General features: G+C 73.2%; 17 protein-coding genes and 1 pseudogene. 9 read left to right on the plus strand and 9 right to left on the minus strand.

Going from position 1 to position 24595, the window contains the following annotated elements:
• Nucleotides 1-20: 20 nt before the first annotated feature.
• From IE241_RS29860 to IE241_RS29870, 3 genes are read right to left on the minus strand one after another with little or no spacing between them, the layout of a single operon-like run.
• A complete protein-coding gene (locus IE241_RS29860; RefSeq protein WP_229900025.1) occupies nucleotides 21-7784 on the minus strand; it encodes a non-ribosomal peptide synthetase in 7764 nt (2587 codons plus the stop codon).
• Complete coding sequence (locus tag IE241_RS29865; protein WP_190024975.1) at nucleotides 7781-11215, minus strand: type I polyketide synthase; 3435 nt, start codon at nucleotides 11213-11215, stop codon at nucleotides 7781-7783. Before IE241_RS29865 ends, IE241_RS29860 begins: the two co-directional genes overlap by 4 nt.
• Entirely contained in the window at nucleotides 11212-12546 is a 1335-nt protein-coding gene (locus IE241_RS29870; protein WP_190024976.1) for an MFS transporter, read from the minus strand. Before IE241_RS29870 ends, IE241_RS29865 begins: the two co-directional genes overlap by 4 nt.
• A 289-nt stretch (nucleotides 12547-12835) precedes the next feature.
• Between IE241_RS29870 and IE241_RS29875 the strand changes: the two genes are divergently transcribed.
• Nucleotides 12836-13057 carry a response regulator transcription factor gene (locus tag IE241_RS29875; protein ID WP_190024977.1) on the plus strand — a complete coding sequence of 74 codons (222 nt, stop codon included), beginning with the start codon at nucleotides 12836-12838 and terminating at the stop codon, nucleotides 13055-13057.
• Between the two features lie 100 nt (nucleotides 13058-13157).
• Here the strand turns inward: IE241_RS29875 and IE241_RS29880 are convergent, their stop codons facing one another.
• From IE241_RS29880 to IE241_RS29890, 3 genes are all read right to left on the minus strand, one after another.
• On the minus strand, nucleotides 13158-13820 hold the full coding sequence (locus IE241_RS29880) for a DedA family protein (protein WP_190024978.1): 663 nt from the start codon (nucleotides 13818-13820) through the stop codon (nucleotides 13158-13160).
• A 214-nt stretch (nucleotides 13821-14034) separates the two neighbouring features.
• Complete coding sequence (locus IE241_RS29885; RefSeq protein WP_190024979.1) at nucleotides 14035-14463, minus strand: nucleoside deaminase; 429 nt, start codon at nucleotides 14461-14463, stop codon at nucleotides 14035-14037.
• Nucleotides 14460-15335, minus strand: coding sequence for an LLM class flavin-dependent oxidoreductase (locus tag IE241_RS29890; RefSeq protein WP_190024980.1), 876 nt, complete (start codon nucleotides 15333-15335; stop codon nucleotides 14460-14462). Before IE241_RS29890 ends, IE241_RS29885 begins: the two co-directional genes overlap by 4 nt.
• Before the next feature lie 95 nt (nucleotides 15336-15430).
• On the opposite strand from IE241_RS29890, the gene IE241_RS29895 reads away from it, so the two are divergent.
• Nucleotides 15431-15901: an Lrp/AsnC family transcriptional regulator gene (locus tag IE241_RS29895; RefSeq protein ID WP_190024981.1), complete on the plus strand. Its 471-nt coding sequence runs from the start codon at nucleotides 15431-15433 to the stop codon at nucleotides 15899-15901.
• 168 nt (nucleotides 15902-16069) lie between these two features.
• On the opposite strand, the gene IE241_RS29900 is transcribed toward IE241_RS29895, so the two are convergent.
• Nucleotides 16070-16525 (minus strand): DUF4442 domain-containing protein, encoded by a 456-nt coding sequence (locus IE241_RS29900; protein ID WP_190024982.1) that lies wholly within the window; start codon nucleotides 16523-16525, stop codon nucleotides 16070-16072.
• Between the two features lie 81 nt (nucleotides 16526-16606).
• On the opposite strand from IE241_RS29900, the gene IE241_RS29905 reads away from it, so the two are divergent.
• Nucleotides 16607-17653 carry a DUF8017 domain-containing protein gene (locus IE241_RS29905; protein WP_190024983.1) on the plus strand — a complete coding sequence of 349 codons (1047 nt, stop codon included), beginning with the start codon at nucleotides 16607-16609 and terminating at the stop codon, nucleotides 17651-17653.
• Between the two features lie 41 nt (nucleotides 17654-17694).
• On the opposite strand, the gene IE241_RS29910 is transcribed toward IE241_RS29905, so the two are convergent.
• Both IE241_RS29910 and IE241_RS29915 read right to left on the minus strand, forming a co-directional pair.
• Nucleotides 17695-18540: a spermidine synthase gene (locus IE241_RS29910; RefSeq protein ID WP_190024984.1), complete on the minus strand. Its 846-nt coding sequence runs from the start codon at nucleotides 18538-18540 to the stop codon at nucleotides 17695-17697.
• Nucleotides 18541-18572: 32 nt separating this feature from the next.
• A complete protein-coding gene (locus tag IE241_RS29915) occupies nucleotides 18573-19757 on the minus strand; it encodes an elongation factor Tu (protein WP_190024985.1) in 1185 nt (394 codons plus the stop codon).
• Between the two features lie 285 nt (nucleotides 19758-20042).
• On the opposite strand from IE241_RS29915, the gene IE241_RS29920 reads away from it, so the two are divergent.
• From IE241_RS29920 to IE241_RS29945, 6 genes and pseudogenes are all read left to right on the plus strand, one after another.
• Complete coding sequence (locus IE241_RS29920) at nucleotides 20043-20750, plus strand: TVP38/TMEM64 family protein (RefSeq protein WP_190024986.1); 708 nt, start codon at nucleotides 20043-20045, stop codon at nucleotides 20748-20750.
• A 112-nt stretch (nucleotides 20751-20862) separates the two neighbouring features.
• On the plus strand, nucleotides 20863-21183 hold the full coding sequence (locus IE241_RS29925; RefSeq protein ID WP_190024987.1) for a nuclear transport factor 2 family protein: 321 nt from the start codon (nucleotides 20863-20865) through the stop codon (nucleotides 21181-21183).
• A 258-nt stretch (nucleotides 21184-21441) separates the two neighbouring features.
• Nucleotides 21442-22032, plus strand: coding sequence for a hypothetical protein (locus IE241_RS29930; protein WP_190024988.1), 591 nt, complete (start codon nucleotides 21442-21444; stop codon nucleotides 22030-22032).
• Between the two features lie 168 nt (nucleotides 22033-22200).
• A complete protein-coding gene (locus tag IE241_RS29935) occupies nucleotides 22201-22728 on the plus strand; it encodes a DUF4352 domain-containing protein (RefSeq protein ID WP_190024989.1) in 528 nt (175 codons plus the stop codon).
• Nucleotides 22729-23059: 331 nt separating this feature from the next.
• Nucleotides 23060-23998 (plus strand): annotated as a pseudogene (locus IE241_RS35145) (PI-PLC domain-containing protein).
• Between the two features lie 140 nt (nucleotides 23999-24138).
• Nucleotides 24139-24561: a type II toxin-antitoxin system VapC family toxin gene (locus IE241_RS29945; protein WP_229900031.1), complete on the plus strand. Its 423-nt coding sequence runs from the start codon at nucleotides 24139-24141 to the stop codon at nucleotides 24559-24561.
• The last annotated feature ends 34 nt before the right edge of the window (nucleotides 24562-24595 follow it).

Here is a 24595-nt window from a genome sequence, read left to right on the forward strand (position 1 = left end):
CGAGCGAACGGGTGGGCGGCTCAGCCCGCGAGGGCCGCCCGGACCTCCTCGCGCAGCAGCTCGACGTAGTCGCGCATCCAGCCCTCGACGGTCTCCCGGTCCCACAGGTCGGACGAGTACTCGACCATCCCGGCGAGCACGTCGCCCGCCGGGACGAGCCCGACGGTGAGCTCGGCCCGGGAGGCCGCGGGCGCGAGGTCCTCGACGGCCGCGGTCAGCCCCGGCATCTCGATGTCGGTCTCCAGCGAGCTCTGGTACGCGAAGCCGACCGCGAGCCGGTCCGGCATGTCCACCCCCTCGCGCTGCATCAGGGGGGCGAGGCGCCGCGGCGGCAGGATCTCGTCGATGCACTCCACCGACGTACGGGCGACGCGGTCCGTCAGCGCCGCGAAGGACGCCCCCTCGCCGTCGCGCACCCGCAGGGCGAACCCGGAGGTCGTGCAGGCCATGAGCGACTCGAACTCGCGCCGCACGCGGTTGGCGTAGGAGATGCTGAACACGACGTCGGACTGCCCGGACTTGCGGGCCATCAGCCGGCCCAGCGCCGCCACGGTGACCACATAGGGCGTGGTGCCCCTGCTCCGCGCCAGGCGCTCCACGTCCGCGCGCACGTCGGCGGGCACCGTGAACATCACGGCACCGCCCCGCCCGCTCGGCTTCTCGGGCCGCGGCCGGTCCAGCGGGAGGTCGATCCCGAAGGGCACGCCCTCCAGCTCGCGCATCCAGAACTTCAGCTTGCGCTCGTCGGCGGCCGGGTCGGCGTGCTCGCGCTGCCAGCGGGCGTACGCGCCCGGCTGGAGCGGGTCGGGTGCCAGCCCGTCGGGCAGGCCCTTCGCCTCGGCGCCGTAGAGCGCGGCCAGCTCCTTCAGCAGCAGGCTGACGGCCCACCCGTCGCACATGGCGTGGTGCAGGACGAACAGCAGCACCCAGGTGCGCTCGCCGGTCCGCAGCAGCCGCAGCCGCGGCCCGGCCCCGACCGCGAGGTCGAACGGGGCCTCGGCGGCCTCGGCGGAGATCCGGTCCAGCCCCGCCTCGCACTCCCCCGCCGGCAGCACGCTCAGATCCTCGACGGGCAGGTCGACGGGGCGGGCCGGCAACACCTCCTGCTGCCAGTCCTCGCCGGCCGGGACGATACGGGTGCGCAGGCCCTCGTGCCGTGCGACGAGCCGGGTCAGGGCGGTGCGCAGCGCGGTCACGTCCAGGTCCCCGGTGAGGGTCAGGCGCATGGCCACGTTGAACACCTGCGGGAGGGCGTGGCCGCGCTGGCCCGTGGCGAAGCGGATCTGCTGCTCGCTGGCGGGGGCCCGGTGCTCGACGGCTTCGCCGAAGACCACTCCCGATTCCGTTTCCGTGTCCGCCGTTCCCGTTTCCGTATCCGCCGTCTCCGCATCCGGTGATCCGGACCGGCCGGACAGGAAGGCGGCCATGGCCCGCAGGGTCGGCTCCTCGTAGAAGCGCACCATCGGGTACTCGGTGCCGAACTCCTCGCGGGTGCGGTTGACCAGCCGGATCGCGGTGATGGAGTGGCCGCCGAGGTCGAAGAACGAGGCGTCGGGCGCAATGCCGGCGGCGTCGGTGCCGAACTCCGCGGCCCACAGGGCCCGCAGCCGCCGCTCGACGTCGTCACCAAGGACGGGCGCGGGCGCTGCGGCGGGGGCCGGGGCCCGGGTGGTGCCGACGGGCGCGGCAGCCACCGACGGTGCCGCGGTGACGAGGTCCGGTGCGGGCAGGCCCGCGCGGTCCAGCTTGCCCGCCCCCGTCACCGGCAGCGCGGCCAGGACCGTCCAGGCACGCGGCACGAGGTACTCGGGCAGCCGCTCGGCCAGGGCGTCGGCCATGAGGTCGGCGAACGCCTGCCGGTCGTCGGCGCCGTCCCCGACCGGGTCGGCGGGGACGGCGAAGGCGGCGAGATAGGCCTCACCGCGGCCGTTGCGGCGCGCCAGGACGACGGCCTCGCGCACCCCGTCCAGGGAGTTGAGCGCACGGGAGACCTCCTCCGGCTCGACGCGGAAGCCGCGGATCTTCACCTGGTCGTCGGTGCGGCCGCGGAACTGCAGCCTGCCGTCGGCGGTCCAGCGCACGAGGTCACCCGTGCGGTAGAGGCGGGCGTCCGGGCCGCCGTCGGGGTCGGGCAGGAAGCGCCCTGCGGACGCCTCGGGCCGGTTCAGGTAGCCGCGGGCCACGCCCGGGCCGCCGACGTACAGCTCCCCCACCGCGCCGACCGGCACCGGTGCGCCCGACTCGTCCAGTACGCGCAGGCGCGCATTGTCGACGGGGCGGCCGATGGCGATCTCCTCGCCTCCGGACTCCTCACCGCCGGACTGCGCGCCCGGGGCGACGCCGGGGGCGACCGTCTCGACGGTGCACAGCACGGTGATCTCGGTGGGTCCGTAGACGTTGACGACCTCGTACGGCGTGCCGGGGCGCGGCCGGGTGCGCATCACGTCGCCGCCCAGGAGCAGGTGGCGCAGCGGCGGCTGGTCGTCCGGCGCGACCTGTAGCACGGTCTCGCCGAGGGCCGTCGGCAGGATGGTGAAGGTGACCCCCTGGGCGGCGTACCAGCGGGCGAGCGCGAGCGGGTCCTTGCGGACGGCGTCGCCGGCGACGGTGACCGAGGCCCCCGCCGTCAGCGCCGGCCAGATCTCCATGACCGAGGCGTCGAAGGCCTGGCTGCAGACGACGGCGCTGCGGTCGGCGGCGGTGAAGCCGAAGCGCCGGTGCTGCCACGCGCACAGGTCGGCGACGGCGCGGTGCGGCACGGCGACGCCCTTGGGCGTACCGGTGCTGCCCGACGTGTAGATGACGTAGCAGAGGGACTCGCCGTCCGTCAGCGACTCACCGTCCGTGGCGGGTGCCGCCGGTGCCGTGCCGGCCGTGGTGCCGGCCGTAGTACCCGCCGGGACGTCGTCGGGGGTAACGACGGTGACGCCGTCCGGGAGGCGGAGGCCGGCCGCCCGGTCGTGCGTGGACACCAGGGTGCGTGCGCCGGACTCGGCGAGCACCGTCTCGGCGCGGTAGCGGCCGAGCGCGGGGTCCAGGGGCACGTACGCGCGGCCGGACTTCAGCGCCGCGAGCATGGCCACGATCAGGTCCGCGGAGCGCGGCAGCCACAGGGCGACGGGCGTGCCGTCGCCGTCCCGCTCCCGGAGCACGGCGGCCAGCGTGTCCGCCCGCTCCTCCAGCTGACGGTAGGTCAGCACGGTGTCGCCGTCGGTCACCGCGGTGGCGCCGGGCGCCGCCGCTGCCTGCCGGGCGACCAGCTCGTGGACGGTGGCGGCCTCCGCGGGCCGCACCGGTCCGTCCTGCCACGCGGCCGGTACGGGATCGCCGGGGGCGGCCGGCGCGGCGAGCCGGGACAGCGGGGCCTCCGGCGCCTCGACGGCGGCCGCGAGCAGGTCCCGGAAGGTGCCGAAGAACCGCTCGACGGTCTCCGGGTCGAACAGGTCGGTGTTGTACTCCAGGTGGCAGCGGATGCCCTGCGGCTGGTCCGTGAAGTAGACGGTGAAGTCCGTCAGGGCCTTGTCCGGGCCCGCGTCCAGCGGCGTGGCCCGCACGCCGGGCAGCTCGAAGCGGAAGGGCTCGCTGCTCTGGAACTCGGCGAGGACCTGGAAGACGGGGGTGCGGTCCAGGACGCGCGGCGGGGCGAGCTCGCGCACCACCTCCTCGAACGGCACGCCCGCGTGGTCGTACGCGTCGAGGGCGCGGCCTCGCACCCGGTCCAGCAGCGTCGCGAAGGACGGGTCTCCGGAGAGGTCGAAACGCAGGGCGAGGGTGTTGACGAAGAACCCGAGCAGGTCCTCGGCGCGCTGCGGCCGGTCGGAGATGGGGGTGCCGATGACGATGTCGTCCTGCCCGGTGACCCGGTGCAGCATGGCCGCGTAGCCCGCGAGCAGGGTCATGAACAGGGTGCCGCGGCGGGCCCGGCTCAGCTCCCGCAGCCGCGTGGAGAGCTCCGGGTCCAGGGTGCGGAAGACGGCCCGGCCGCTGGACGTCATGACCGCCGGACGCGGCCGGTCGGTGGGCAGGTTCAGGTCGGGCAGGTCGCCGCCGAGCGTCTCGCGCCAGTAGGCCAGGTCCGCGGCGGCCTCCGGCCCCTCCAGGGCGGCGGCCTGCTCGCGGGCGTGCTCGGCGTAGCTCCACGTCAGCTCGGGCAGCGCGGGCTCGGTGCCGTCGCGCCGGGACCGGTAGAGCGCGGACAGGTCGCGGGTCAGGACGGTCGCGGAGGCGGCGTCGACCACGATGTGGTGGAGGGAGAGCACCAGGACGTGCGCGTCGTCGGCGAGCTTCACCAGGCGCGTGACGAACAGGGGCCCTTGCGCGAGGTCGAAGCGGCGGGCGCTCTCGGCGGCCAGGATCTCCTGCACCGCGGCGTCCCCGCGCCCCGTGCCGTCCACGACCGCGAAGTCGGGCTCGGCGGGGGCCCGTACGACCTGGCGCGGCTCGTTGCCGATCTCCCGGAAGACGGTCCGCAGGCCTTCGTGGCGCGCCACGAGACCGCGCACCGCCGCGCGCAGGGCCGCCACGTCGAGCGGGCCGTCGAGGCGGATCGCCTTGGTCTCGTTGTAGGCGGTACGGCCCGGCAGCATGCGCTCCAGGAACCAGATCCGCTGCTGGCCGGGCGAGAGCGGGGCGGGCGCGGAGGCGTCCGCCGGGGCCTCCGCGGGAGCGGAGGCGGGGGCGGAGGCGGGGGCGGGGGCCGGGGTGAGGAGTGCGGCGGGCACGGACGCCGGGGCCGGAACCGGAACCGGGGCTTCGGCCGGGGCCTGACCGTGGCGGCGCCGCAGCGCGTCGATGTGGGTGAGGCTCGCGCGCAGCTCGTCGGGCGCGACGCCGAAGTCGACGAGCGAGACGATCTCGTCGGCACCGGCCGCGGTCACCGTGTGCACGACGGGCGAGACGCTGTCGACCGTGCCGATCAGCGCCCGCTGGTCGCAGTAGCGGTCGTACGCGCGGCGGAACACCACGTCGAGGTCGTCCTCGCTGAGCGAGGAGAGGTCCACGTTGTGCCCGAGGCTGTTGGTGACACCGCCGAAGAGCGACAGGGACGCCCGCATGTAGCGCGACAGGGGCTCGTACGCCTCGGCCCGAGCGGTGTCGTGGCGACCGGCGAGGTAGGTGTGCAGCAGGACGGCCACGCGTCCGGCGGCCGGGTCCAGGCCGTGCTGCTCGCGGGTGCGGCGGTACAGCGCGATGTTCTCCGCGAGCTGCTCGACGCTCTGCGTCATCAGGTTGGTGACGATGCCGAGGTCGTGGCGGGCCGCGAGCTCGAACGAGGCCGGGTTGCCGACCACGGCGGTGTACATGGGCGGCGCGTCCTGGACGGGCTGCGGGAAGAGCCGCACCTCCGCCTCGCCGTCACCGCTGGTCCGGCGCAGCGCCTCGCCCCGCCAGAACCGCCGCACCTGCTCCAGCTGCTCGTACATCGCCTCCTTGTGCCGGCCGAACCGCTCGGGGAAGAAGACGAAGTCGTTGGCGTGCCAGCCGCTGGCGATGCCGATGCCGACCCGGCCCCCGGAGAGGTTGTCGACCATCGACCACTCCTCCGCGACCCGGATCGGGTCGTGGAGCGGCAGGACGACGGACCCGGCGTTGAGGCGGATCCGCGACGTCTCGCGGGACAGGGCGGCGGCGAGCACGGCGGGGTTGGGAAAGAGCCCGCCGAAGGAGTGGAAGTGCCGCTCGGGCATCCACAGCGCGTGGAACCCGTTCCGGTCGGCGAACCGCGCGGTCTCCAGGAGCAGCTCGTACTTGCCCTCGCGGGGCGCGGCGCCGGTGCCGGTGCCCTGCGGGTAGTCACCGAAGAAGTAGACGCTGAAGTCGGGCGTACGGGGGGTTGCCTGCGGCGCGGCCGGGGTGACGGCCGCGGCCGCGTTCCAGGCCATGGAGGCGACGCGCGGCCCCTCAAGGCCGGGGACCTGCGCCTTGCCGGGCCCGCTCGGCTCCAGCAGACCGGAAGTCCCTTCTTTTTCAAGCCCGTCCGGCGCTTGAGGACCGGGGTCCGGGGCGGAGCCCCGGGGCGGTACCGCCGGCTCCGGCGACTTCGCGGCGACGGTGACCAGGTCCGCCAAGGCCGCCCCGCCCGCCGCAGGCGCCGGCGCCGGCGCTACCGGACGCCGGGTGCCCGGAAAGAACCCCGCACCGCGAAGCTCCCGCAGAGCGCCCTTCACCGCCTCCGCGATGAACTCGAGGTCACCGTCCGAGTGCGCCGTGGAGAGGAAGAAGTTGCGCCACTCCCACACATGAACGCCGCGCAGCATCAGGTGGTGGTACAGGAGCTCCATGTCCGCACGGTGGTCGAAGCGGAACTGCGAGCCGAAGTGGCTCATCCGCAGCGGGAAGTCCTCCGCCTCGAAGAAGGCGTTGAGCCCCGCGGCCAGCTCGCCGGTGCGGGCGTTGAGCCGCTCCTGCAGCAGCGGGCTGTGCTCCTTCAGGTGCGTCAGGACGGCGCGCGCGGCGACCATCGACACCGGATGCTGGATGTACGTGCCGCCGAAGAACGTCGTGTCCGCGGGCGGGTAGCTGTTGTCGCCGTAGGACCAGTAGCCGCCGTCGACGCCGTCCATGATGTCGGCGCGGCCGGCGATGGCCCCGATGGGGAAGCCGCCGCCGAGCAGCTTGCCGTAGGTGGCGAGGTCGGGGGTGACGCCGTACAGCTCCTGGGCGCCGCGGAGCGCGGGGCGGAATCCGGTCAGCATCTCGTCGAACATCAGGACGATGCCGAGGCGGGCGGTCAGCTCGCGCAGCTTCCGGACGAACTCGACGGGCTGCAGCTCGGGGTGCCGGCTCTGCACGGGCTCGATGATGACCGCGGCGATGTCCCCGGCCTGCTGGGCGATGGCCTCCAGCGAGGCGTCGTTGCCGTACTCCAGGACGATCAGGTCCGAGACGGCGCTGTCCGGGATGCCACGGGAGACCGGCACGGTGATCCGGGCCTCGCCCGGGCCGCCCGAGGAGCGGCCGAGGACGGTGTCGGCGTGGCCGTGGTACGCGCCGAGGAAGGTGACGATCTTGTTGCGGCCGGTGGCGGAGCGGGCGAGGCGGATCGCCGCGGAGTTCGCCTCCGTACCGGAGTTGGCGAACGCCACGCGCTCCATGCCCGTCATCCCGGCCAGCAGCTCGGCGGCCTCGCCGGTCTCGACGTTGCGGGGGCCGAGCTGGACGCCGCGGGAGAGGTGCTCGCGCACCGCCTCGCTGACGAAGGCCGGCTCGTGCCCGAAGAGGAGCACGCCGAAGCCCATGGTGATGTCGACGTACTCGTTGCCGTCGACGTCCTGCAGGCGGGCGCCGCTCGCCCGGCGGCCCGCGATGGGGTAGAGCATCTCCTTCGTGCCGCTGCGGAAGCCCACGACGGCACGGCTGTCGGCGAGGACCCGGCGGTAGCGCTGGGCGATCTGCTTGGAGGTCGGGGTCTTGGCGGTGTAGCGGCGCACGAGGTCGTCGAGGTGGTCCTGCTGGGAGCGCGGGGCGCCGCCCTGGACCATGCCGGAGGCCCGCGAGACGGTCACCCGGGGGCCGTGGACGCGCCGCGGTGCGGCGGCCTGCTCCGCGGGAGCCTGTTCGGCGGCCGCTGTCTCACCCGGGGCTGCCGGCCCGCCTGCGGTCGCCGGTGTCTCCGGGACGGGCGGCCTGTCCGTGACCGCCGGTTTCTCCGTGCCCGGCGGCGTCCCGTCCGGCGGACTGCCCGCCGGCCCGCCGCCGATCTGCTCGGCGATGCGCCGCGAGAGCTCGGTCATGGCGGCGAGGTCCTGTTCGAGGGCCGCGGAAGCGGCGTCCAGGCCGGTCACTGGGCCACCTTGCCGTTGAGACGGACCGTCGCGGCGGCGGTCTGCAGGGACAGCAGCTGGGACAGCTGGGACATCATCTGCAGCTGTATCTGCGATATCTGCTGCAGCTTGTGGGCGAGGTCCTCCAGCTCCCGGCGCGTGGCGTACTCGGGGGCGGCGGCGGACGGGGCCACGGGCTCGGGCGCGGGGGGCGCAGGGAAGGCCGGAGCCGCAGGAGCAACGGGGGCCGACGGGACGACGGGTGCAGGCGCGGCGGGCCACTGCGCGGCGGCGGGCTGCGACGCGGCCGGCTGCTCCGCCACAGGCGCCACAGATGCCACGGGCGCTACGGGCGGCACCGGCGCCACGGGCGGCGCGGCCTGCGCCGCAGCAGGCGCGGCGGGCGCAGCAGACGCAGCCGCCCCAGGGGTCTCCCCCGGAATCCGCCGGACGATGAGCTCCGCGAGCCGCAGCGGCGTCCCGGTCTCCTCGAACAGCTCCCGCATCGAGACCTTGACCCGGTGCTCCTGCTCCAGCTCGCGCAGCACGCTGATCATCTGCAGCGAGTCGGCGCCGAGGTCGAAGAAGGAGGTCTCGCCGGTGATGGCGTCCGGGTCGTGGCTGAGATGCCGGGCGGTCGACTCGATGATGCTTCGGACGACCCGCTCGACCGCTGCCTCGTGCTGTACCACTGTGGCTCCATCTGTCGCTGGTGTTCCGGTTCTTACGGCCGTCAACTGCGGCCCTGTCCAGTAGTCCTTGTGCTGGAAGCGGTATCCCGGCAGCGGGATCCTGCGGCCGCCGCAGCCGGCGAGCAGCGGCTGCCAGTCCGGGTCCGCGCCCGCGCAGTACAGGCCCGCCGCCGCGGCCCAGAGCGTGCCGAGGCCGGTGCCGCGGCGCAGCGAGGGCAGCGCGGGCACCCCGGGCAGGGCCCGGCGCGCCAGGCCGCTGAGCGTGGTGTGCGGCCCGATCTCGACCAGTGCTGCGGGCGCCGTCCCGCCGATCGTGCGCAGTGCCTCGTCGAAGCGGACGGGCTCGCGGGTGTGCCGCAGGAAGTACCCGGTGTCCGGGGTCCAGCCGGCCGGGCGGACGGCTCCGTCGAGCCCGCTGACGAAGGGGACCTCCGTCGGGCGGAACGCGACTGTGTCGAGCACCGCCCGGAAGCCGGCCAGCATCGGTTCCATGAGGGCGGTGTGGAAGGCGCGGTCGACCGGCAGGCGTTCGCCCGGTGTGCCGCGCTCTTCCAGCAGCGCGCACACCGCGTCCACGGCGGTCACGGGCCCGGCGAGCACGTGGGAGCGCTCCCCGTTGGCCACGGACAGCTCGGCGCCGGGGACTTCGGCCGCCAGGGCGAGGGCCGCGTCACGGGCGAGCGGTACGGCGGCCATCGCGCCGGGGGCGCAGAGCCGCTGCATCAGCCGGCCGCGCTCGGCGGTCAGCCGCAGGCCGTCCTCCAGCGAGAGAGCTCCGGCGGCGTGCAGGGCCGCGTACTCACCGACGCTGTGCCCGGTGACGGTCGCGGGGGTGATGCCGGTGTCCCGCCACAGCCTCGTCAGGGCGCACTGCAGCGCGAACAGGGCGGGCTGGGCGGTGTCGGTAGCCCACAAGGCATCCGTTCCCGCGGAACCGGTACCGCCGAGCAACCCGTCGAGAAGAGACCCCCCGGTGAGGTCGCGGTGATGGCGCTCGCAGGCGTCGAGGACGTCGCGTACGGCGGGGAAGCGCTCGTACAGCTCCTTGGCCATGCCCCGGTACGGGCTGGCCTGGCCCGTGAACAGGAAGGCGACGGCGGCGGTGCCTTCGCGGGGCGCCGTCCCGGTCGTCACGGCCGCCGTGCCCGCACCCGTACCCCCGCCCGTACCCGTCCCCGTGCCGTCGAGCCAGGCGTCGAGGGCGTCGGCGAGCGCGGCGGGGCCGGAGCCGCGGGCGGCGAGCCGGTGGCGCCGGTGGGTGCGGCCGAGCGCGGCGGTGGTGACGAGGTCGGCCTGCGGGGTCCCGGGGCGCTGCCGCAGCGCGTCGCGGAAGGCACGGGCGTTGGCGGCCAGCGCCTCCTCGCTGCTGCCGGAGACCAGGAGGACGTCCGGCGGTGCCGCGGCGGCGGCCGGGCGGGGCGCGGGCTCGGGGGCCTGTTCGAGGACGAAGTGGACGTTGGTGCCGCCGATGCCGAGCGACGTCAGGCCCGCGCGGCGCGGGTGGTCCCCCTCGGGCCAGGGCACGGCCGAGCCGGGGATGTAGAAGGGGCTGCCGTCCAGGGCGAGCAGGGGGTTGGGGGTGGTGAAGTTGGCCATGGGCGGGACGACGCCGTGCTTCAGGACCAGCAGCGTCTTGATCAGGCCGGCCAGGCCGGAGGCCACGTCGAGGTGGCCGATGTTGGCCTTGGTCGAGCCGAGGGCGCAGTAGTGGGTCCGGTCGGTGTCCTCGCGGTAGGCGGCCGCGGCGCCGTCGAACTCGATGGGGTCGCCCTTGAGGGTGCCCGTGCCGTGGGTCTCCAGGTAGCCGATGGTGTCCGCGCCGACGCCCGCCCGTTCCAGGGCCCGGCGGATGGCGGCGCACTGGCCGCCGGCGCTGGGGGCGGTGTACGCCTTCTTGTCCGCGCCGTCGTTGGTGACGCCCCAGCCGCGGATGACGCCGTGGACGGTGTCGCCGTCGGCGAGGGCGCGGTCGAGCCGCTTGAGGACGACGGCGGCGACGCCGGTGCCGCCGACGGTGCCGTCCGCGCCCGCGTCGAAGGCGCGCAGGCGGCCGGACTTGGAGAGGATGGAGCCCTTGACGTACTGGTAGCCCAGCACCTGCGGCACGTGGACGGCCGCCGCGCCGGCGAGGGCGATGTCGCAGTCCTCCGCGAGCAGCGCCTGGGCGGCCGTCTGCACGGCCACGAGCGAACTGGAGCAGGCGGTCTGGACGTTGACGGCGGGCCCGGTCAGACCGAGCCGGTAGGCGGCGCGGGTCGCGGTGAAGTCGGGGGCGTTGCCCGTCACGATCTGCATCCCCGCCATCCAGTCGTCGGCGGGCACGCTCGGCAGGACGTTGTTGAGGAGGTAGTTCTCCAGCGTGTAGAGGTGGTAGCCCGTGGTGGCGTAGACGCCCACCCGGGTGCCGTCGCGCTCCCCCGGGTATCCCGCGTTCTCCAGGGCGTGCTGGGCGCATTCGAGGAACATGCGCTGCTGCGGGTCGGTGAGCTGGGCCTCACGGGCGCTCATCCCGAAGTGCTGGGCGTCGAAGCCGGTGAGGTCGTCCAGGATCCCGGAGGCGCCGACGAAGTCGGGCGCCTCGTAGCGCTCCGCGGGCACTCCGGCCGCGGCGAGCTCCTCGTCGGTGAAGCGGGTGATGCAGTCCGTCCCGTCGCGGACGATGCGCCAGAGCTCTTCGGGGGTGTCCGCTCCCGGTAACCGGAAGGCCAGTCCGATGACGGCGATGCCCTGGCCGGTCCGGTCGTGGTGCGTGGATGTCATGAGCTGCGGCCTTCCGCCTTCGATGCCTCCGCCGACACGTCCGCCGAAGCGTTCGCCGGCTCTTCCCGACCGTCCGGGACGTCCCGGACGTCCTGGCCGGTCGGCCGGCCCTCCGTCCGGGTGAGCCTGCCGCCGCGTCTGAGGAGCACGGCGAGCAGGACGACGCACAGGGCGATGGCCAGGCCGTGGAAGGCGGCCACCACCTGCAGCGGCGAGAACGACTCCAGCAGGGCCGCGCTGACGATCATGCCGAGGCCGAAGCCGGTGTTCTCGGCCGAGGCGGACAGCCCGAAGAGCCGGCCGCGCTGGGCGTCGGGGGCGGCCTGGAGCCGGGAGATGTAGACGATCTCCGTGAACCCGTCGGCCATGCCGGCCACCAGCGCGGCGATGATGGCCGGCACGGTGGGCAGGCCGGCGAAGACCACGATGAACGCCGCCGACATCACGCACGCCCCGAGCGCGAACGCCCGCTCGCCGGGAGTGCGGCCGGTCTTCTTGGTGACCCGGCCGAACAGCTGCTGCGCGACGATGTTGCCGATGGCCCAGGTGGCCCAGAACTGGCTGATGAACGTGGCCGGGTGGCCGGGGTCGAGGCTGTCCGAGTAGATGGGCAGGGCCACGTTGTGGGACGAGGAGCCCAGCCCGTCGACGGCCCGGACGACGATCATCACCACGAGCAGCGGCGCCGTGCGCAGCAGCATCCGGGCGAAGCCGCTCGCGGCGCCGGAGGCCTCCTGACCGGCGGCCGCCTCCTCCGCCGCCGGACCGGCCTCGGCCGCCCGGGTCCGTACGGGCAGCAGGAACAGGACGGTCGCGGAGATCACGAAGGTGACGGCGTCCAGCGCGAACGCCGTGGAGTAGCCCAGCTGCGCCACGACCAGGCCGGACGAGGCGAAGCCCGCGATCATGGCCAGGGATCGGCCGGTGACGAGCAGCCCGTTGGCGCGGGCCCGGTGCTCGGCGCCGACGATCTCCGGCACGCTGCTGCGCAGGGCGACCTGGGAGAGCGTCGAGCAGGACCCGGTGATCACCGCCAGGGCGAAGAGCAGCCCGACGCGGGCGCCGTCCGGGGCGAGCAGCAGCGCGACCAGGGCGAGCGCCTGCGTGAGGTCGGCGCCCACCATCAGGCGCTTGCGGTCACAGGTGGAGACGAGGCGCCCGGCCACGAAGCCCGCGAGCACATTGGTCACGAGGCGTACGGCCATGAAGAGGCCGGCGGTCAGCGCGCTGCCGGTGACGTGGTAGATGAAGACGTTCAGCGCCACCATGTTCAGGTAGCTGCCGTACGCCGAGATGCCGTTGCCGACGACGAGCAGACGGAAGTGCCCCATGCGCGGTCCCCCTCCGGTCGCTCTGGGTTGCGGTGCCGCCGCGGTCGGCGGCGCACGCACTCACACTCGCCCGGTTCGAAGCGGGGCTGGAGACGCGGAAGTTGGGGACTTGACAGTCGACTTACCTGCGATTAAGGGGCCATTGACCGGTTGGCCACTATTTTTTGCTTGCATTTAGCCGAGTTCGTGGTTAGATCCATTCAAAGCGTCGCGCGGGGGGAGGAACTTCACCCGCGGCCGGCCGCAGGCCACCCATGCCGCGCGGCTCCGCCAGCCCCATGGAGAACCGATGCCCGCCCTCAGCGTCCAGACGGGACCACCGCGCCTGTCGCCCCGCGAGCGGCAGGTGCTGGCCCACATCGGCGCGGGGCTCACCTACCACCAGACGGCCAGGCGACTCGGTATCAGCGTCCACACCGTCGGCACCTACCTCCGCCGCATCCGCGCCAAACGCCCTGCGCCGACACTGGCGGATCTTGTACGCCTCAGCATCAGCCAGGACGCGGGCTGAGCGACGCCGGGTGGCACCGAGCGCACACCAAAAGCCCCCCGGCCCATTGCGGGACCCGGGGGGCTTTCTGCGAGGTGCGAGGCTCCAAAGAGCCCGCAGGTCAGTCGGCGGTACGGACCGGCTCCGGCTGAGCGGCGTCGTCAGCAGCAGCGCGGGCGGCCTCGGCCTTCTTGGCCTTGATCCGCATGACGACCAGCGAGCCGAGACCGAAGAGCACGGCGGCCAGCAGGCCGAGCCAGGAGAACTTCTTCAGCCACTCCTCGGCGACCTTGCCGACGGAGTAGATCACGGCGACGGTGCCGCCGGCCCAGACGATGCCGCCGAGCACGTTGGCGATCAGGAACTTCCAGTACGGCATCTTCAGCACGCCCGCCAGCGGGCCCGCGAAGATCCGCAGCAGGGCGATGAAACGGCCGACGAAGACCGCCCACATGCCCCACTTCTGGAAGGACCGCTCGGCGGTGGCCACGTGGTGCGGGCCGAAGTGCTTGGGGAACTTCCGGCCGAGCCACTCCAGCAGCGGCTTGCCGCCCTTGCGGCCGATCAGGTAGCCGATGGAGTCACCGATGATGGCGCCCGCGATGGCACACGCGGCCAGCACATACGGATTGATGTGGTCCTGCGTGGCGGCCAGCAGCGTGGCGCTGACGAGGACGATCTCACCGGGAAGCGGAATACCCAGGCTCTCCAGCCCGATGACCCCGCCCACCAAGAGGTAGACGGCGATCGCCGGTACTGTTTCGAGCCACTCCTGGATGTGCAACGCCGGTTCCTCCCGATTTGACGATCTCTTCCCGGCGTGCGCCGCAGGGCGCACGCCGGGAAGCCTACTGGAGGAGAGGACTCCCTCAGGGCCCCGCGGGTTGCGGGAGACCGGCTTTTTGTTCGCTCGCCCACACCCCTCCAGGGCCCGTAGGCGGTCGGACTCGGTGAGGGCGACCACACGCAGCCGCGGCGTACGGAGCTCCGCCCGGCGGTCAGCGGTAGTAGGGCTCGACCGCGGCCCGTACCTCTTCGAGCAGCGCGGGGCCGTCCTGCGGCACGGGCGGTCGGCTGCTGCCCGGCCTGATGTCCAGGAGCTGTTCGTTGGACAGGGCGAACACCACTCGCCCCAGCCCCGCCCATTGAATGACGGCCTCGCACATCCCGCACGGCTGGCAGCTGGTGTACATCGTGGTGCCTGCCGCCGTCTGCGCATCGAGCTCTCTTGCGGCCCACCTCGCCAATTTGAGTTCCGGGTGTGCCGTGACGTCGTTGTCGGTGAGGGTGGTGTTCTGCTCCTCGGCCAGGATCGTCCCGTCCGGTCCTGCCAGCAGAGATCCAAAGGGCGGGTTGCCGCTCGCGCGTGCCTTGGCCGCGAGCGAGATGGCCTGCCGGAGGAGGGTGTGGTCGTCGGATGTGGTCATGACTGCTCCATCGTGGTGCGGGGCGGGGTGCCGGCCCGGGAGAGGTGCGCGGCCACGGTGGCGAGGGCCTGCCAGGCCGCCTGCGGGTGACACGTCGCCCGGGGGGCGCCCTGGTAGGTGTCGAGGACGACGGACTCGGCGCCCAGCAGCCGCAGTTGGTCGAGGTCGTCCATGATCTGGTCGATGGTGCCCTCACCGGCGAGCCGTCCCGCTCCGTCGACCGGTTCCTCGGTAAGCCGGAGGGCGATGCGGGGAGCCAAGGCGGGCACGGGCAAGTGCTGCCCGTCCGCGTACGTCTCCAGCCTGCCTGCGGCTTCGCGCAGCCACGGCACGGTGGGGCGCAGCGGATGCCATGCGTCTCCGAGGAGAACGGCCCGGCGCAGCCCCGCGTCGCTGTTGCCGCCGACCCACACCGGGATCCGGCGGTCTCCGTAGGAGGCGGTGTCCTTCCAGGCGGCCCGGATGTCCCGCAGGTGGTCGTCGGTCAGCTGACCGCGCTGTGAGAACGGGATGCCGAGGGCGGCGAACTCCTGCCGTGCCCAGCCCACTCCCACACCGAGGACCAGCCGGCCGCCGCTCAGCTCATTCAGATTGGCCGCCATTCGGGCGGTGAGCAGCGGGTGCCGGTAGGGAGCGATGAGGACCGTCGTGCCGAGCTGGATACGGGTGGTGAGGCCGGCCAGCCAGGACAAGGTGGTGAAGGGCTCGTAGAAGGGTGCCGGATAGCGCTCGGCGACATCCGGTGTGATGGCTATGTGGTCCGAGATCATCAGTAGGTCGAAGCCCAGGCCCTCCACGGTCCGGGCCCAGCTTCGCAGCACTCCGGGGTCAGTGCCCGGGCCGAAATTGGGGACGTTCACTCCGATCTTCATAGGGCCCAACCCTAGGCAGGACGCATGGGTCGCCAGAAGGGATTCCCGCCTGTTCAGAGGCGGTTCAGCCGTGGATCCGCCCGTAGAATGGGCAGATGACCGAGAGTCTCGACGCGACGGACTGGGCGATCCTGAGAGAAGTCCAACGGGACGGCCGGATCCCGTTCACCGAGCTGGCACGGCGGGTGAACCTGAGCGCGTCGGCGACCAAGGAACGGGTGCGCCGGCTCGAGGAGGCCGAGGTGATCACGGGGTACCGTGCGGAGGTGAATCCGGAGCGGACCGGTTACCCGGTGATGGCGGTGGTCCGGCTCAAGTACCCGGGGCCGGGAACCCGGCACGGGCCGCTGCGCCGGCTGCTGGAGGAGCGCCCGGAGATCCTGGAGTGCCTGCGCACCACCGGGGACGACTGCTACGTCATGAAGGTGGCGGCCACGTCGACGGCCCACCTGGAGGAGATCGTCGACGAGCTGGCCGAGTTCGGGAGCACCACCACCAACCTCGTCCTCAGCCGGACGCTCCCGTTGCGCGGCCCGGGGGTGCCTCGGGTGAGCGCCGTCAGGTAGGCGCTGACGTGGCGCGGACGCCACTCCGTCGCCGGGGCCCGGCCTGCCGCTCAGCAGCGGCGACCGCCCCGAGCGCCCGGGAAAGACCACCGTTGGGCCGCCACGGACCTTATGCGGCCCAAAGGTGTCCTCCGGAAGACGCGGATCAGCGTCTTCCCACGTGGGCGGCTACTTGTTCGGCCGGAGGGTCCAGACGACCGTCATCTCGCCCGTGACGTCGCCGTCCTCGCGGGTGATCGCGATCCGGACGGGGAATTCCGGTCGGCCGCCGGCGTCCAGCTCCGCGACGACCTCGGCGGCCGGGCGGCCGAGCTCGGCGGTGGCCGTGACGGGGCCCATGGCGAGCTTCTTGTAGCCGATCTCGGCGCGGACGGCCAGCGGCACGGCGCGCGAGAGCTGGTCACCGAAGGCGGCCAGCACGATCGCGCCGCTCGCGGACTCGGCCAGGGTGAACATCGCGCCGGCGTGCGGGCCCCCGACATGGTTGTGGTAGTCGGGCTGGTCGGGGAGGCGGACGACGGCGCGCTCGGCGTTCGCCTCCTCGAAGACGAGGTTGAGCGTCTTGGCCATGGGCACGGTGGCCAGGAGCATGTCGCCGATGGACGGCTGGGTGGTCTCAGACATGCCCGCAAGTTACCAGTCGGTAGCAATGGCGGGAAGGGGCGCCCTCACCGAGGTCATCTTCTGCCTCTATGGTTATCGGCCATGTGGCCAGGACAGCAGCCGCCCGGGGGCGAGCAGAACCCGCAGGATTCGAATCCGTACAAGACGCCGGTGCCCCCGTCGGGGCCGCCGTCCGGCGCCCAGCCGGGCTACCCGCAGCCCAACCCGTACCAGCAGCCGCCGACCCTCCAGCAGCCGAATCCGTACCAGCAGCAGCCCGCGGGCCCGCCCACGCCGCCCGCCGGTCAGCAGTGGCACACCCCGGCTCCGGCCGGCGCGCCCGAGCCGCCGCGGGACAACCGCAAGCGGACCACGATCATCGCGATCACCGCGGCGGTCGCGGTGGTGGCCGCGGCCGTGATCACCGGTGTCGTCGTCCTGAAGGACGACGACAAGGAGAACGTGGCGAAGAACGAACCGACGAAGGCGCCGACCGCGGCCCCCTCCTCGGCAGCGCCGTCGCAGAGCGCAAGCGAGTCCCCCGAGGACAACCCGCGGGCGAACGTCGAGGTCAAGCCCGTGATCGACGGCTGGAAGGCGGTCACCAACAGCAAGCGGCACGTCGTCTTCGACGTGCCGCCGGAGTGGAAGGTCGTTCCCCCGGGGACGAGCATCGGCTTCCAGGACGAGGACGACCACTCCTTCCCGCCCAACGGCAAGGGCATCAGCATGACCGGAGTGGCGAAGTTCAACGAGGACCGGTGCGAGAAGAGCGCCAACCCGGTCGCCGCCGGCACCAAGGGCGCCCAGGGCGCCAAGAGCGAGGCCGACGCCGCCGAGAACGAGGCGCTGAACTGGCTCTTCTGGGGCTTCGACCAGAAGAAGACCGGGAAGTTCAACTACTCCAAGGGCAAGGAGTTCAAGAGCGACCACGGCCTGACCGGCACCTCCTCCTCGGCGACGGTCACGGGAATCGCGAACAAGCGCCACTGCGCCTCCAGCGGCAAGTCCGTGACGGTGACGTACAAGGACGTCACCGGCGACCTGGCCACATGGTGCCTCTACAGCGTCACGGGCACCGAGGACGAGGTGCCCGACGACACCATCAAGAAGATCATGAGCTCCCTCAGGCCCCTGAAGACCTCCTGATCCCCCGGTGATCCCCCGCCCCGCCGGGCGCGCGGCCCGCGTCAGCCCACGCTGAACGCCCCGCCCGGCGGCTCGGGGGACCCCACGGCGTCCGCGTCGTCCACCGGCTCCGCCCCGGCCGCGAAGCGCTCCAGCGCCTCCCCGTGCTCGACCCTCGCCGGGAAGGCGTCCCCCGCCGCGCGGCGGGCGAGTGCGGTGACCGGGAGTTCGGAGTGCGAGGCGACGAGGACGGCGTTGCCGAAGCGGCGACCGCGCAGCATCGACGGTTCCGCGATCAGGCACAGGTGGGCGAAGACGGCTCCGAAGGTGGCCACCTGGGAGCGCAGGAAGGTGAAGGGCGTGCCGTCGGCGAGGTTCGCCGCGTAGCAGCCGTGCGGCCGGAGCACCCGGGCGGCGGCGCGCGCGTAGGCGAGCGAGGTGAGGTGGGCCGGCACCCGGGAGCCGCCGAAGACGTCGGCGACGATCACGTCGGCGGAGGCGTCGGCCGCGGCCTCCAGCTCCCTGCGCGCATCCCCGGCGATCACCTCGACGCCCGAGCCGTCCCGCAGCGGCAGGTGCTCGGCGACCAGCGCGAGCAGGCCGCGGTCGGCCTCGACGACGCGCTGCCGCGAGCCCGGGCGGGTGGCGGCGACGTAGCGGGGCAGGGTGAGCGCCCCGCCGCCGAGGTGCAGCACGTCGAGCGGGCGGTCCGGCTCGGCGGCGGCGTCGAGGACGTGGGCGATCCGCTGGGCGTACTCGAATTCGAGGTGGGCGGGGTCGTCCAGGTCGACGTACGACTGGGGCGCGCCGTTCACCGTGAGCAGCCAGGCCCGCGGCCGGTCCACGTCGGGCATCAGCTTGGCGGTGCCCCAGTCCACGTCCCGCATGACGGGTATCGGTTCTTCCACTCCCCTATTGTGCGTTCACGGCGCCTGTGCGTTCACGGCACCGCCGGGGAGACCGTCCCGGTGCCGACCGTGCGGCCTCCCTCGCGGACGACGAAGGCCAGGCCGGTCTCCAGGGGCACGTCCCGGTCGAGGACGACCGTCATCGTGACGCTCTCGCCGGGCAGCGCGACGCCGGGCCCGCCGAGGATGACGGTGCCGGGCACGTCGGCCGTGCGGAGGTGGAACTGCGGCCGGTAGCCCGAGAACAGGGGGGTGTGCCGGCCGCCCTCGTCCGCGGTCAGCAACCGCACGTCCGCGGTGAAGCGGCGCCGCGGTACGACGCTGCCGGGCGCCGCCACCGTGTCGCCCCGGCGAGCGTGTTCGCGGTGGAGCCCGCGCAGCAGCAGGGCGACGCGGTCGCCCGCCTGTGCGTGCCCCAGCGGACGGCCGAAGGCCTCCAGCCCGGTGACGTGCGTGTCGCAGGGGCCGTCCGGCCCCAGGAGCTGGACGTGGTCGCGGAGCCGGACGCTGCCGCGCTCGATGACGCCGGTGACGGCCGTGCCGCGCCGGGGCAGAGTGAGGACCTTGTCCACAGAGAGCAGGAAGGGCGCGTCCGTGTAGCGCATGGGCGTCGGAACGTAGGTGTCGACGGCGTCGAGGAGGGCCTCGATCGCGGCGGTCCAGCGCGGGTCGCCCTGCAGCGCGCGCAGCGCCGAGACGCGGACGGCGGCGGTGTGCTCGCCGTCGTAGCCGTGGGCGGTGAGCAGGGCGCGCACGTCCCGCTCGACCAGGTCGGTCGGCTCCGGTTCGGCCGCGTCCGCCTTGGTGAGGGCGACGACGAGGTGGCGCACGCCCGCCCGGCGGGCGAGCAGCAGGTGCTCGCCCGTCTGCGCCGTGATGCCGTCGACGGCGGAGACGACGAGGACGGCGCCGTCGAGGCGGGCCGTGCCGGCGAGGAGGTTCTTGGCGAACCGGGGGTGGCCGGGCGGGTCGGTGTGGACGTAATGGCGGGTGTCGGTCTCGTAGGCGACGTGGGCGCAGGTGACGGTGCGGCCGTGCGCGATCCCTTCCGGGGCGCGGCCGAGGCGGGCGGGCGGGACGAGGACGGGCCGGCCGCGGGAGCCGAGGAGGCGGGTGACGGCGGCGGTGAGCGTCGTCTTGCCGTGCTGGGCGGGGCCGAGGGTTGCGATGTTGACGTGCGGTTTGTGGCGCGGAAGGCCGGACGTTGGCCGGTGCATGCGCTGATGCTCGCGCACGGTGTACGGGGCGTCGAACGGTTTTCCCCGGCCACGGGCGGAGGACGCACGGAGCACGCACGGAGGACTGCGGAGGACGCACGGAGGACTGCGGAGGACGCACGGAGGACTGCGGAGGACGCACGGAGGACTGCGGAGGACGCACGGAGGACTGCGGAGGACGCACGGAGGATATTCGAGTGAACGTACGGGGAAGGAGTGTTCCGCCGCCACCCCGTCTTTCCGGGATGACGACCGCTTTATATCCCTGTCGGTTAGGCTCCAGCGATGTCCGAACCCGCCACGCCCTCCCCCGGCCCCGCCGAGCTCCACAGGCGTGCCCGGCTGTCCCCGTGGTTCCGCCTGGGCCTGCTCGTGGTGCTGCTGGCCGCCGCAGCAGCCGCGGTGCTCGCGCTGCGCCCGGAGCGGATGCTCGCCGAAGGCTGGCCGCAGCTGTCCGGCGGTGCGGCGGTGGTGCTGTTCTCCGCGGCGTACGGGCTGTGCACCGCGGCGTTCGTGCCGCGCCCGATCCTGAACATCGCCGCAGGGGCGCTCTTCGGCGCCCCTGCGGGGACGGCGGCCGCGGTGGTGGGCACGGTGCTGGGCTCGGCCGCGTCCTTCGGGCTGGGCCGGCTGCTGGGGCAGGAGGCGCTGCGGCCGCTGCTGCGCGGCCGGTGGCTGAAGGCGGCGGACCGGCAGCTGAGCCGGCACGCCTTCCGGTCGATGATGGCGGTCCGGCTCTTCCCCGGCGTGCCCTTCGCCGCCGCGAACTACTGCGCCGCCGTCTCCCGTATGCGCTGGACGCCGTTCCTGCTGGCGACCGCCCTGGGCAGCGCGCCCGCCACGGCCGCCTACGTGATCGCGGGCAGCCATGCCACGGCGCCGACCTCGCCCGCGTTCCTCGGCGCGACGGCGTTCATCGCGGTGACCGGGCTGGCGGCGGTGATCGTGGCGTGGCGCAAGAAGGGCCTGTCGCGGCGGCTGTCCCGGTCGTAGCGGGGCGGCGGTGCGCGGCGGTGCGCGGCCGTCCGCCATCCGGGCGGGCCGGCGCGCGCGGGTGCGGCCGGAGTGCTGTCCTGTCCTGGACACCCCCGAAAGGAGCCCTCCCGTGATCCCCGTCGAACAGCTCTCCGAGCCCGCTGTACGGACGCTGGTGAGCGCCGTCAACGCGGGCGACCGCACCGCCTTCCACGAGTCCCTCGCGCCGGGCGCGACGATGTCCGACGACGGCACCGACCGGGACCTCACCCAGTGGGCCGACCGCGAGGTCTTCGCCTCCAACGGCCACATGGACGTCGAGTCCGAGAGCGACGACGGCCTGGCCCTCGTCGCGCGGTACCGCAACGACACGTGGGGCGAAATGCGCACCAAGTGGTACTTCACCGTCGACGACGGGAAGGTCACCCGGTTCGAGACGGGGCAGGCCTGACGCGTCGTCCGCTGCAGGGCCTGACCCGCAGTCTGCCGCAGCCCCGGATCAAGGACGCGGGCGAGGACCTCGGCCGAGGACGGCGGGTCCGGCTCGTCCCTTTCGGGGCGCCTTAGTAGGACGAAGCGGCCCCACTGCAATACCGGGACGGTAGCGACCTGGTCACGATTGATGCATACGGCCCGTCGGCGGTTGTTACCGAGGGTACGGTTCCCCGGTCCGTTCGTACCTCAAGTAACCCGCACCTCCGGGGGATGTATGCGCACCACAGCCGTCACCGCCTTCTGCCTCGCCACCGTCCTGTCCCTTGCCGCCTGCAGCAGCGAGACGAAGGCCGAGACCGTGAAGTCAGCCGGCTCGTCGCCCTCCGCCGCGGCCGAGGGGCCCGCGGGCGATCCCCTGCCGATGGGGCAGGGCACGGAGACCGTCGGCGCGGGCAGCGGCGGCAAGCTCGAAATCACGCCCATGAGCGTCGTGTACGCGGCCAAGACCGCGACCGACAAGCCCACGCGCGGCCTGTTCGCGGTCGTCACCGTGAAGGAACGCCCGATGACGGACGTGGCCGCCGCGGAGACCACGCCGACCGAGAAGGGCGGCTGGCAGTGGATAGCCGCCGACGGGCAGGCCTCCAACAACGAAGCGAACATCTTCCTGAAGGGCTTCGACTCGGGCGGCCCGATCCGGTCCGGCGCCTCGCAGGTGCGGGCGCGCACCTTCGACATCAGCAACGCCCAGCGCGGCGGCATCCTCCGGTACACCGACGGCGAGGGCAAGACCTTCCGCTGGACGATCCCCGCGCAGGACTCCGGTCCGCAGGCGGACCAGGTCAAGAAGGTCCTGGCCGGCTGACACGGGCCCGGGCGCTGCCGGGAGCCCGGCGGCTCCTGCTCCCCCGCGCTCCGGATGCGTACCGCTGTCCCGCGGCGCACGCTGGTGCACATGGGCACGAGACTGCCGCCCCGTGCGGCGCGCGTTCGGCCTCGGGGCACGGTCCGGCCCGGCGCGGGGAGAGCAGCCGTGGCTTTCGCGGCCGCGGCCGCCGTGGCGACGGCGGGCGTGGCCTGCGGAGGCTCCGGCAAGGTGGGCACGGGGCAGACGATCACGCTGTCCGGCGGCCCCTCGGCCTCCCCCTCGGCGCGGGTGGCCGCCTTCGGTGACACCTACGCGTACCGCAGCGGCCTGAAGGTGACGGTGACGAAGCCGGAACGGTTCACCCCGTCCGGCACCTCCCTGGGCCACACGGCGGGGAACCAGCCGGTGAAGTTCACGGTCGGCGTCACGAACGGCTCCAAGGAGCCCCTCGACACGGCGGGCCTCCTGGTGACCGTCGAATCCGGCGCCAAGGCCGACCGGGCGGCGCAGATCTTCGACACCGCGAGCGGCGTCGGCACCCCCTTCACGGGCACCCTGGAGCCGAAGGCGTCGGGCAAGGCGACACTCGCCTTCGACGTACCGCAGACGGGCCTCGGCCGGGTGGACATCGCCGTACGCCCCGGCTTCGGCCAGGAGTTCGAGACAGTCCACTGGGCGGGCCCGGTCGGCTGACAGCGCGGGACCGCCGCCGCGGCGACCGCACACATGATGCCGGGGTGACCCCGGAGCCTTCCCTTCAGGCGTTCCATTCAGGCGTTCCAGGCGGCTCGCTCCTCCCCTGGTCACAGCTCACTTTCGCGTTCCAGCGTCCCGAAGTGCCCGGCTTTCGTGGCGGCCGGTATGCGCTGCCCCGCACACTCGTGTGGTCCAAGCGCCACATCCGGCGATCCGGTGCGCATGGAGAGATTCGGGGTGCGCCGGACGGCGGCACCGACGTGAAGGAGTAGCTTTCTTGACCACTCACCTTCGGCATGGCACCGGCCCGCGGAGGTTACTGGCGCTGATGGCGGCCCTGTGCGCGATCATCGGCGCCACCGCGCTCGGTACGACCCCGGCGGCGGCAGCCGATCAGCGTCACGCGATCTACGCGATCGCGCACCGGGTCGACACCCTGGACGGCGTGGACGCCGCGCTCGGCCATGGCGCCAACGCCATCGAGATCGACGTCTGCGCCTGGTGGAACCCGAACGAATGGCGCGCCTACCACGACTGTTCCTCGGCCGGTGAGAACCGCCGGGGCCCCAGCTTCGACAGCATGATCGACCGCATCGTCTCCCACGCCAACGCAGGGCGCCGGCTGGCGCTCGTCTGGCTGGACATCAAGGACCCGAACTACTGCGGAGAGGCGCCCAACCGTACGTGCAGCGTCGCCGGACTGCGCGACAAGGCGCAGCGGCTGACCGCTGCCGGGATCCAGGTGCTCTACGGCTTCTACGAGTACCACGGCGGCAGCACCCCGGACGTCGGCGGCAGGGGCTGAAAGAGCCTCGAAGGCAAGCTCGGCAAGCTGGAGGGCATCACGACGACCGGCACCCGCGATCAGGTCCGGGACGCCTTCAACCGGTCCGGTTCCGGATTCCCCGCCGGTCGCCGGGCGATGGACTACGGCGACAGCGACATCACCAAGGGGTTCGGCAACTGCACGGAAGCCGGCCGCAGCACGTGCGCGGAGCTGAAGAAGGGCGCCGCGGACCGTGCCGCCGGACAGCTCGCGGCCACGCTGTCCTGGACGACCACCTACAACGACCCGTGGTACGTCGACAAACTGCTGGGCGACGCGCGTGTGGACGGCATCATCGCGGGCTACGGCGCCTTCACCGGAGTACGCGAGTACGACAACAGCTGGCAGTGCGCCAACGCCGTCAAGCTCGTCCGTGACTGGGTGAACGGCCACAGCGGCACCCACCGCATGGCCACCAGCGCCGACCGCCTGTTCAGGTAGCGGACGACCGCGGGCCGGGGCCGTACCGCCCGCCGGGGAGCCCGGCCGCTCCCGGGCCACGCCGGCACGGCTAGGGTGGCGGCGCGGCGTTCAGCCGCAGCCGCCACAGTAGTCACACGCTGGGAGTCACCTTGATCGTCGTGGACGCCTCCGCACTCGTTCTGGCGCTCGCCGACGACGGACCGCGGGGCGACAGCGCCCGCGCCGCGCTCACGGCGGACGCCGACTGGGCCGCTCCCGAGCACATCCTGGTGGAAGTGATGCAGTCGCTGCGCGGGATGTACCTCGCGGGACAGGTGACCGCCGAGCGGGTGGCCGAAGTCGCCGGGCGGTTGCCCGGTCTGACCCTGCGAAAGGTCGCCGTCGAGCCCCTGCTGGGGCGGATGTGGCAGCTGAAGGACAATCTCACGCCGGACGACGCGGCCTACGTCGCCGTCGCCGAGGAGCTGGGGGCGACGCTCGTGACGGCCGACCTGCGGCTGCTGCGCGCCACGGGCCCGCGCTGCCCGATCCGGGGGATCACCGACGCGGCGGGCACCGCCACCGCGTCCGGCCGCTCCTGACGGAAACACACCCCGCCGCATCCCGCCGCACCCG

Origin of the sequence: Streptomyces hiroshimensis, assembly GCF_014650335.1 — a bacterium.
GTDB lineage: Bacteria > Actinomycetota > Actinomycetes > Streptomycetales > Streptomycetaceae > Streptomyces > Streptomyces hiroshimensis.

Bases quoted from the DNA above. Each gene is read 5' to 3' on its own strand.
- IE241_RS29865 (WP_190024975.1), bottom strand. From the start codon at position 11,215: ATGACATCCACGCACCACGACCGGACCGGCCAGGGCATCGCCGTCATC.
- IE241_RS29870 (WP_190024976.1), bottom strand. From the start codon at position 12,546: ATGGGGCACTTCCGTCTGCTCGTCGTCGGCAACGGCATCTCGGCGTAC.
- IE241_RS29875 (WP_190024977.1), top strand. From the start codon at position 12,836: ATGCCCGCCCTCAGCGTCCAGACGGGACCACCGCGCCTGTCGCCCCGC.
- IE241_RS29885 (WP_190024979.1), bottom strand. From the start codon at position 14,463: ATGACCACATCCGACGACCACACCCTCCTCCGGCAGGCCATCTCGCTC.
- IE241_RS29890 (WP_190024980.1), bottom strand. From the start codon at position 15,335: ATGAAGATCGGAGTGAACGTCCCCAATTTCGGCCCGGGCACTGACCCC.
- IE241_RS29895 (WP_190024981.1), top strand. From the start codon at position 15,431: ATGACCGAGAGTCTCGACGCGACGGACTGGGCGATCCTGAGAGAAGTC.
- IE241_RS29900 (WP_190024982.1), bottom strand. From the start codon at position 16,525: ATGTCTGAGACCACCCAGCCGTCCATCGGCGACATGCTCCTGGCCACC.
- IE241_RS29905 (WP_190024983.1), top strand. From the start codon at position 16,607: ATGTGGCCAGGACAGCAGCCGCCCGGGGGCGAGCAGAACCCGCAGGAT.
- IE241_RS29915 (WP_190024985.1), bottom strand. From the start codon at position 19,757: ATGCACCGGCCAACGTCCGGCCTTCCGCGCCACAAACCGCACGTCAAC.
- IE241_RS29920 (WP_190024986.1), top strand. From the start codon at position 20,043: ATGTCCGAACCCGCCACGCCCTCCCCCGGCCCCGCCGAGCTCCACAGG.
- IE241_RS29930 (WP_190024988.1), top strand. From the start codon at position 21,442: ATGCGCACCACAGCCGTCACCGCCTTCTGCCTCGCCACCGTCCTGTCC.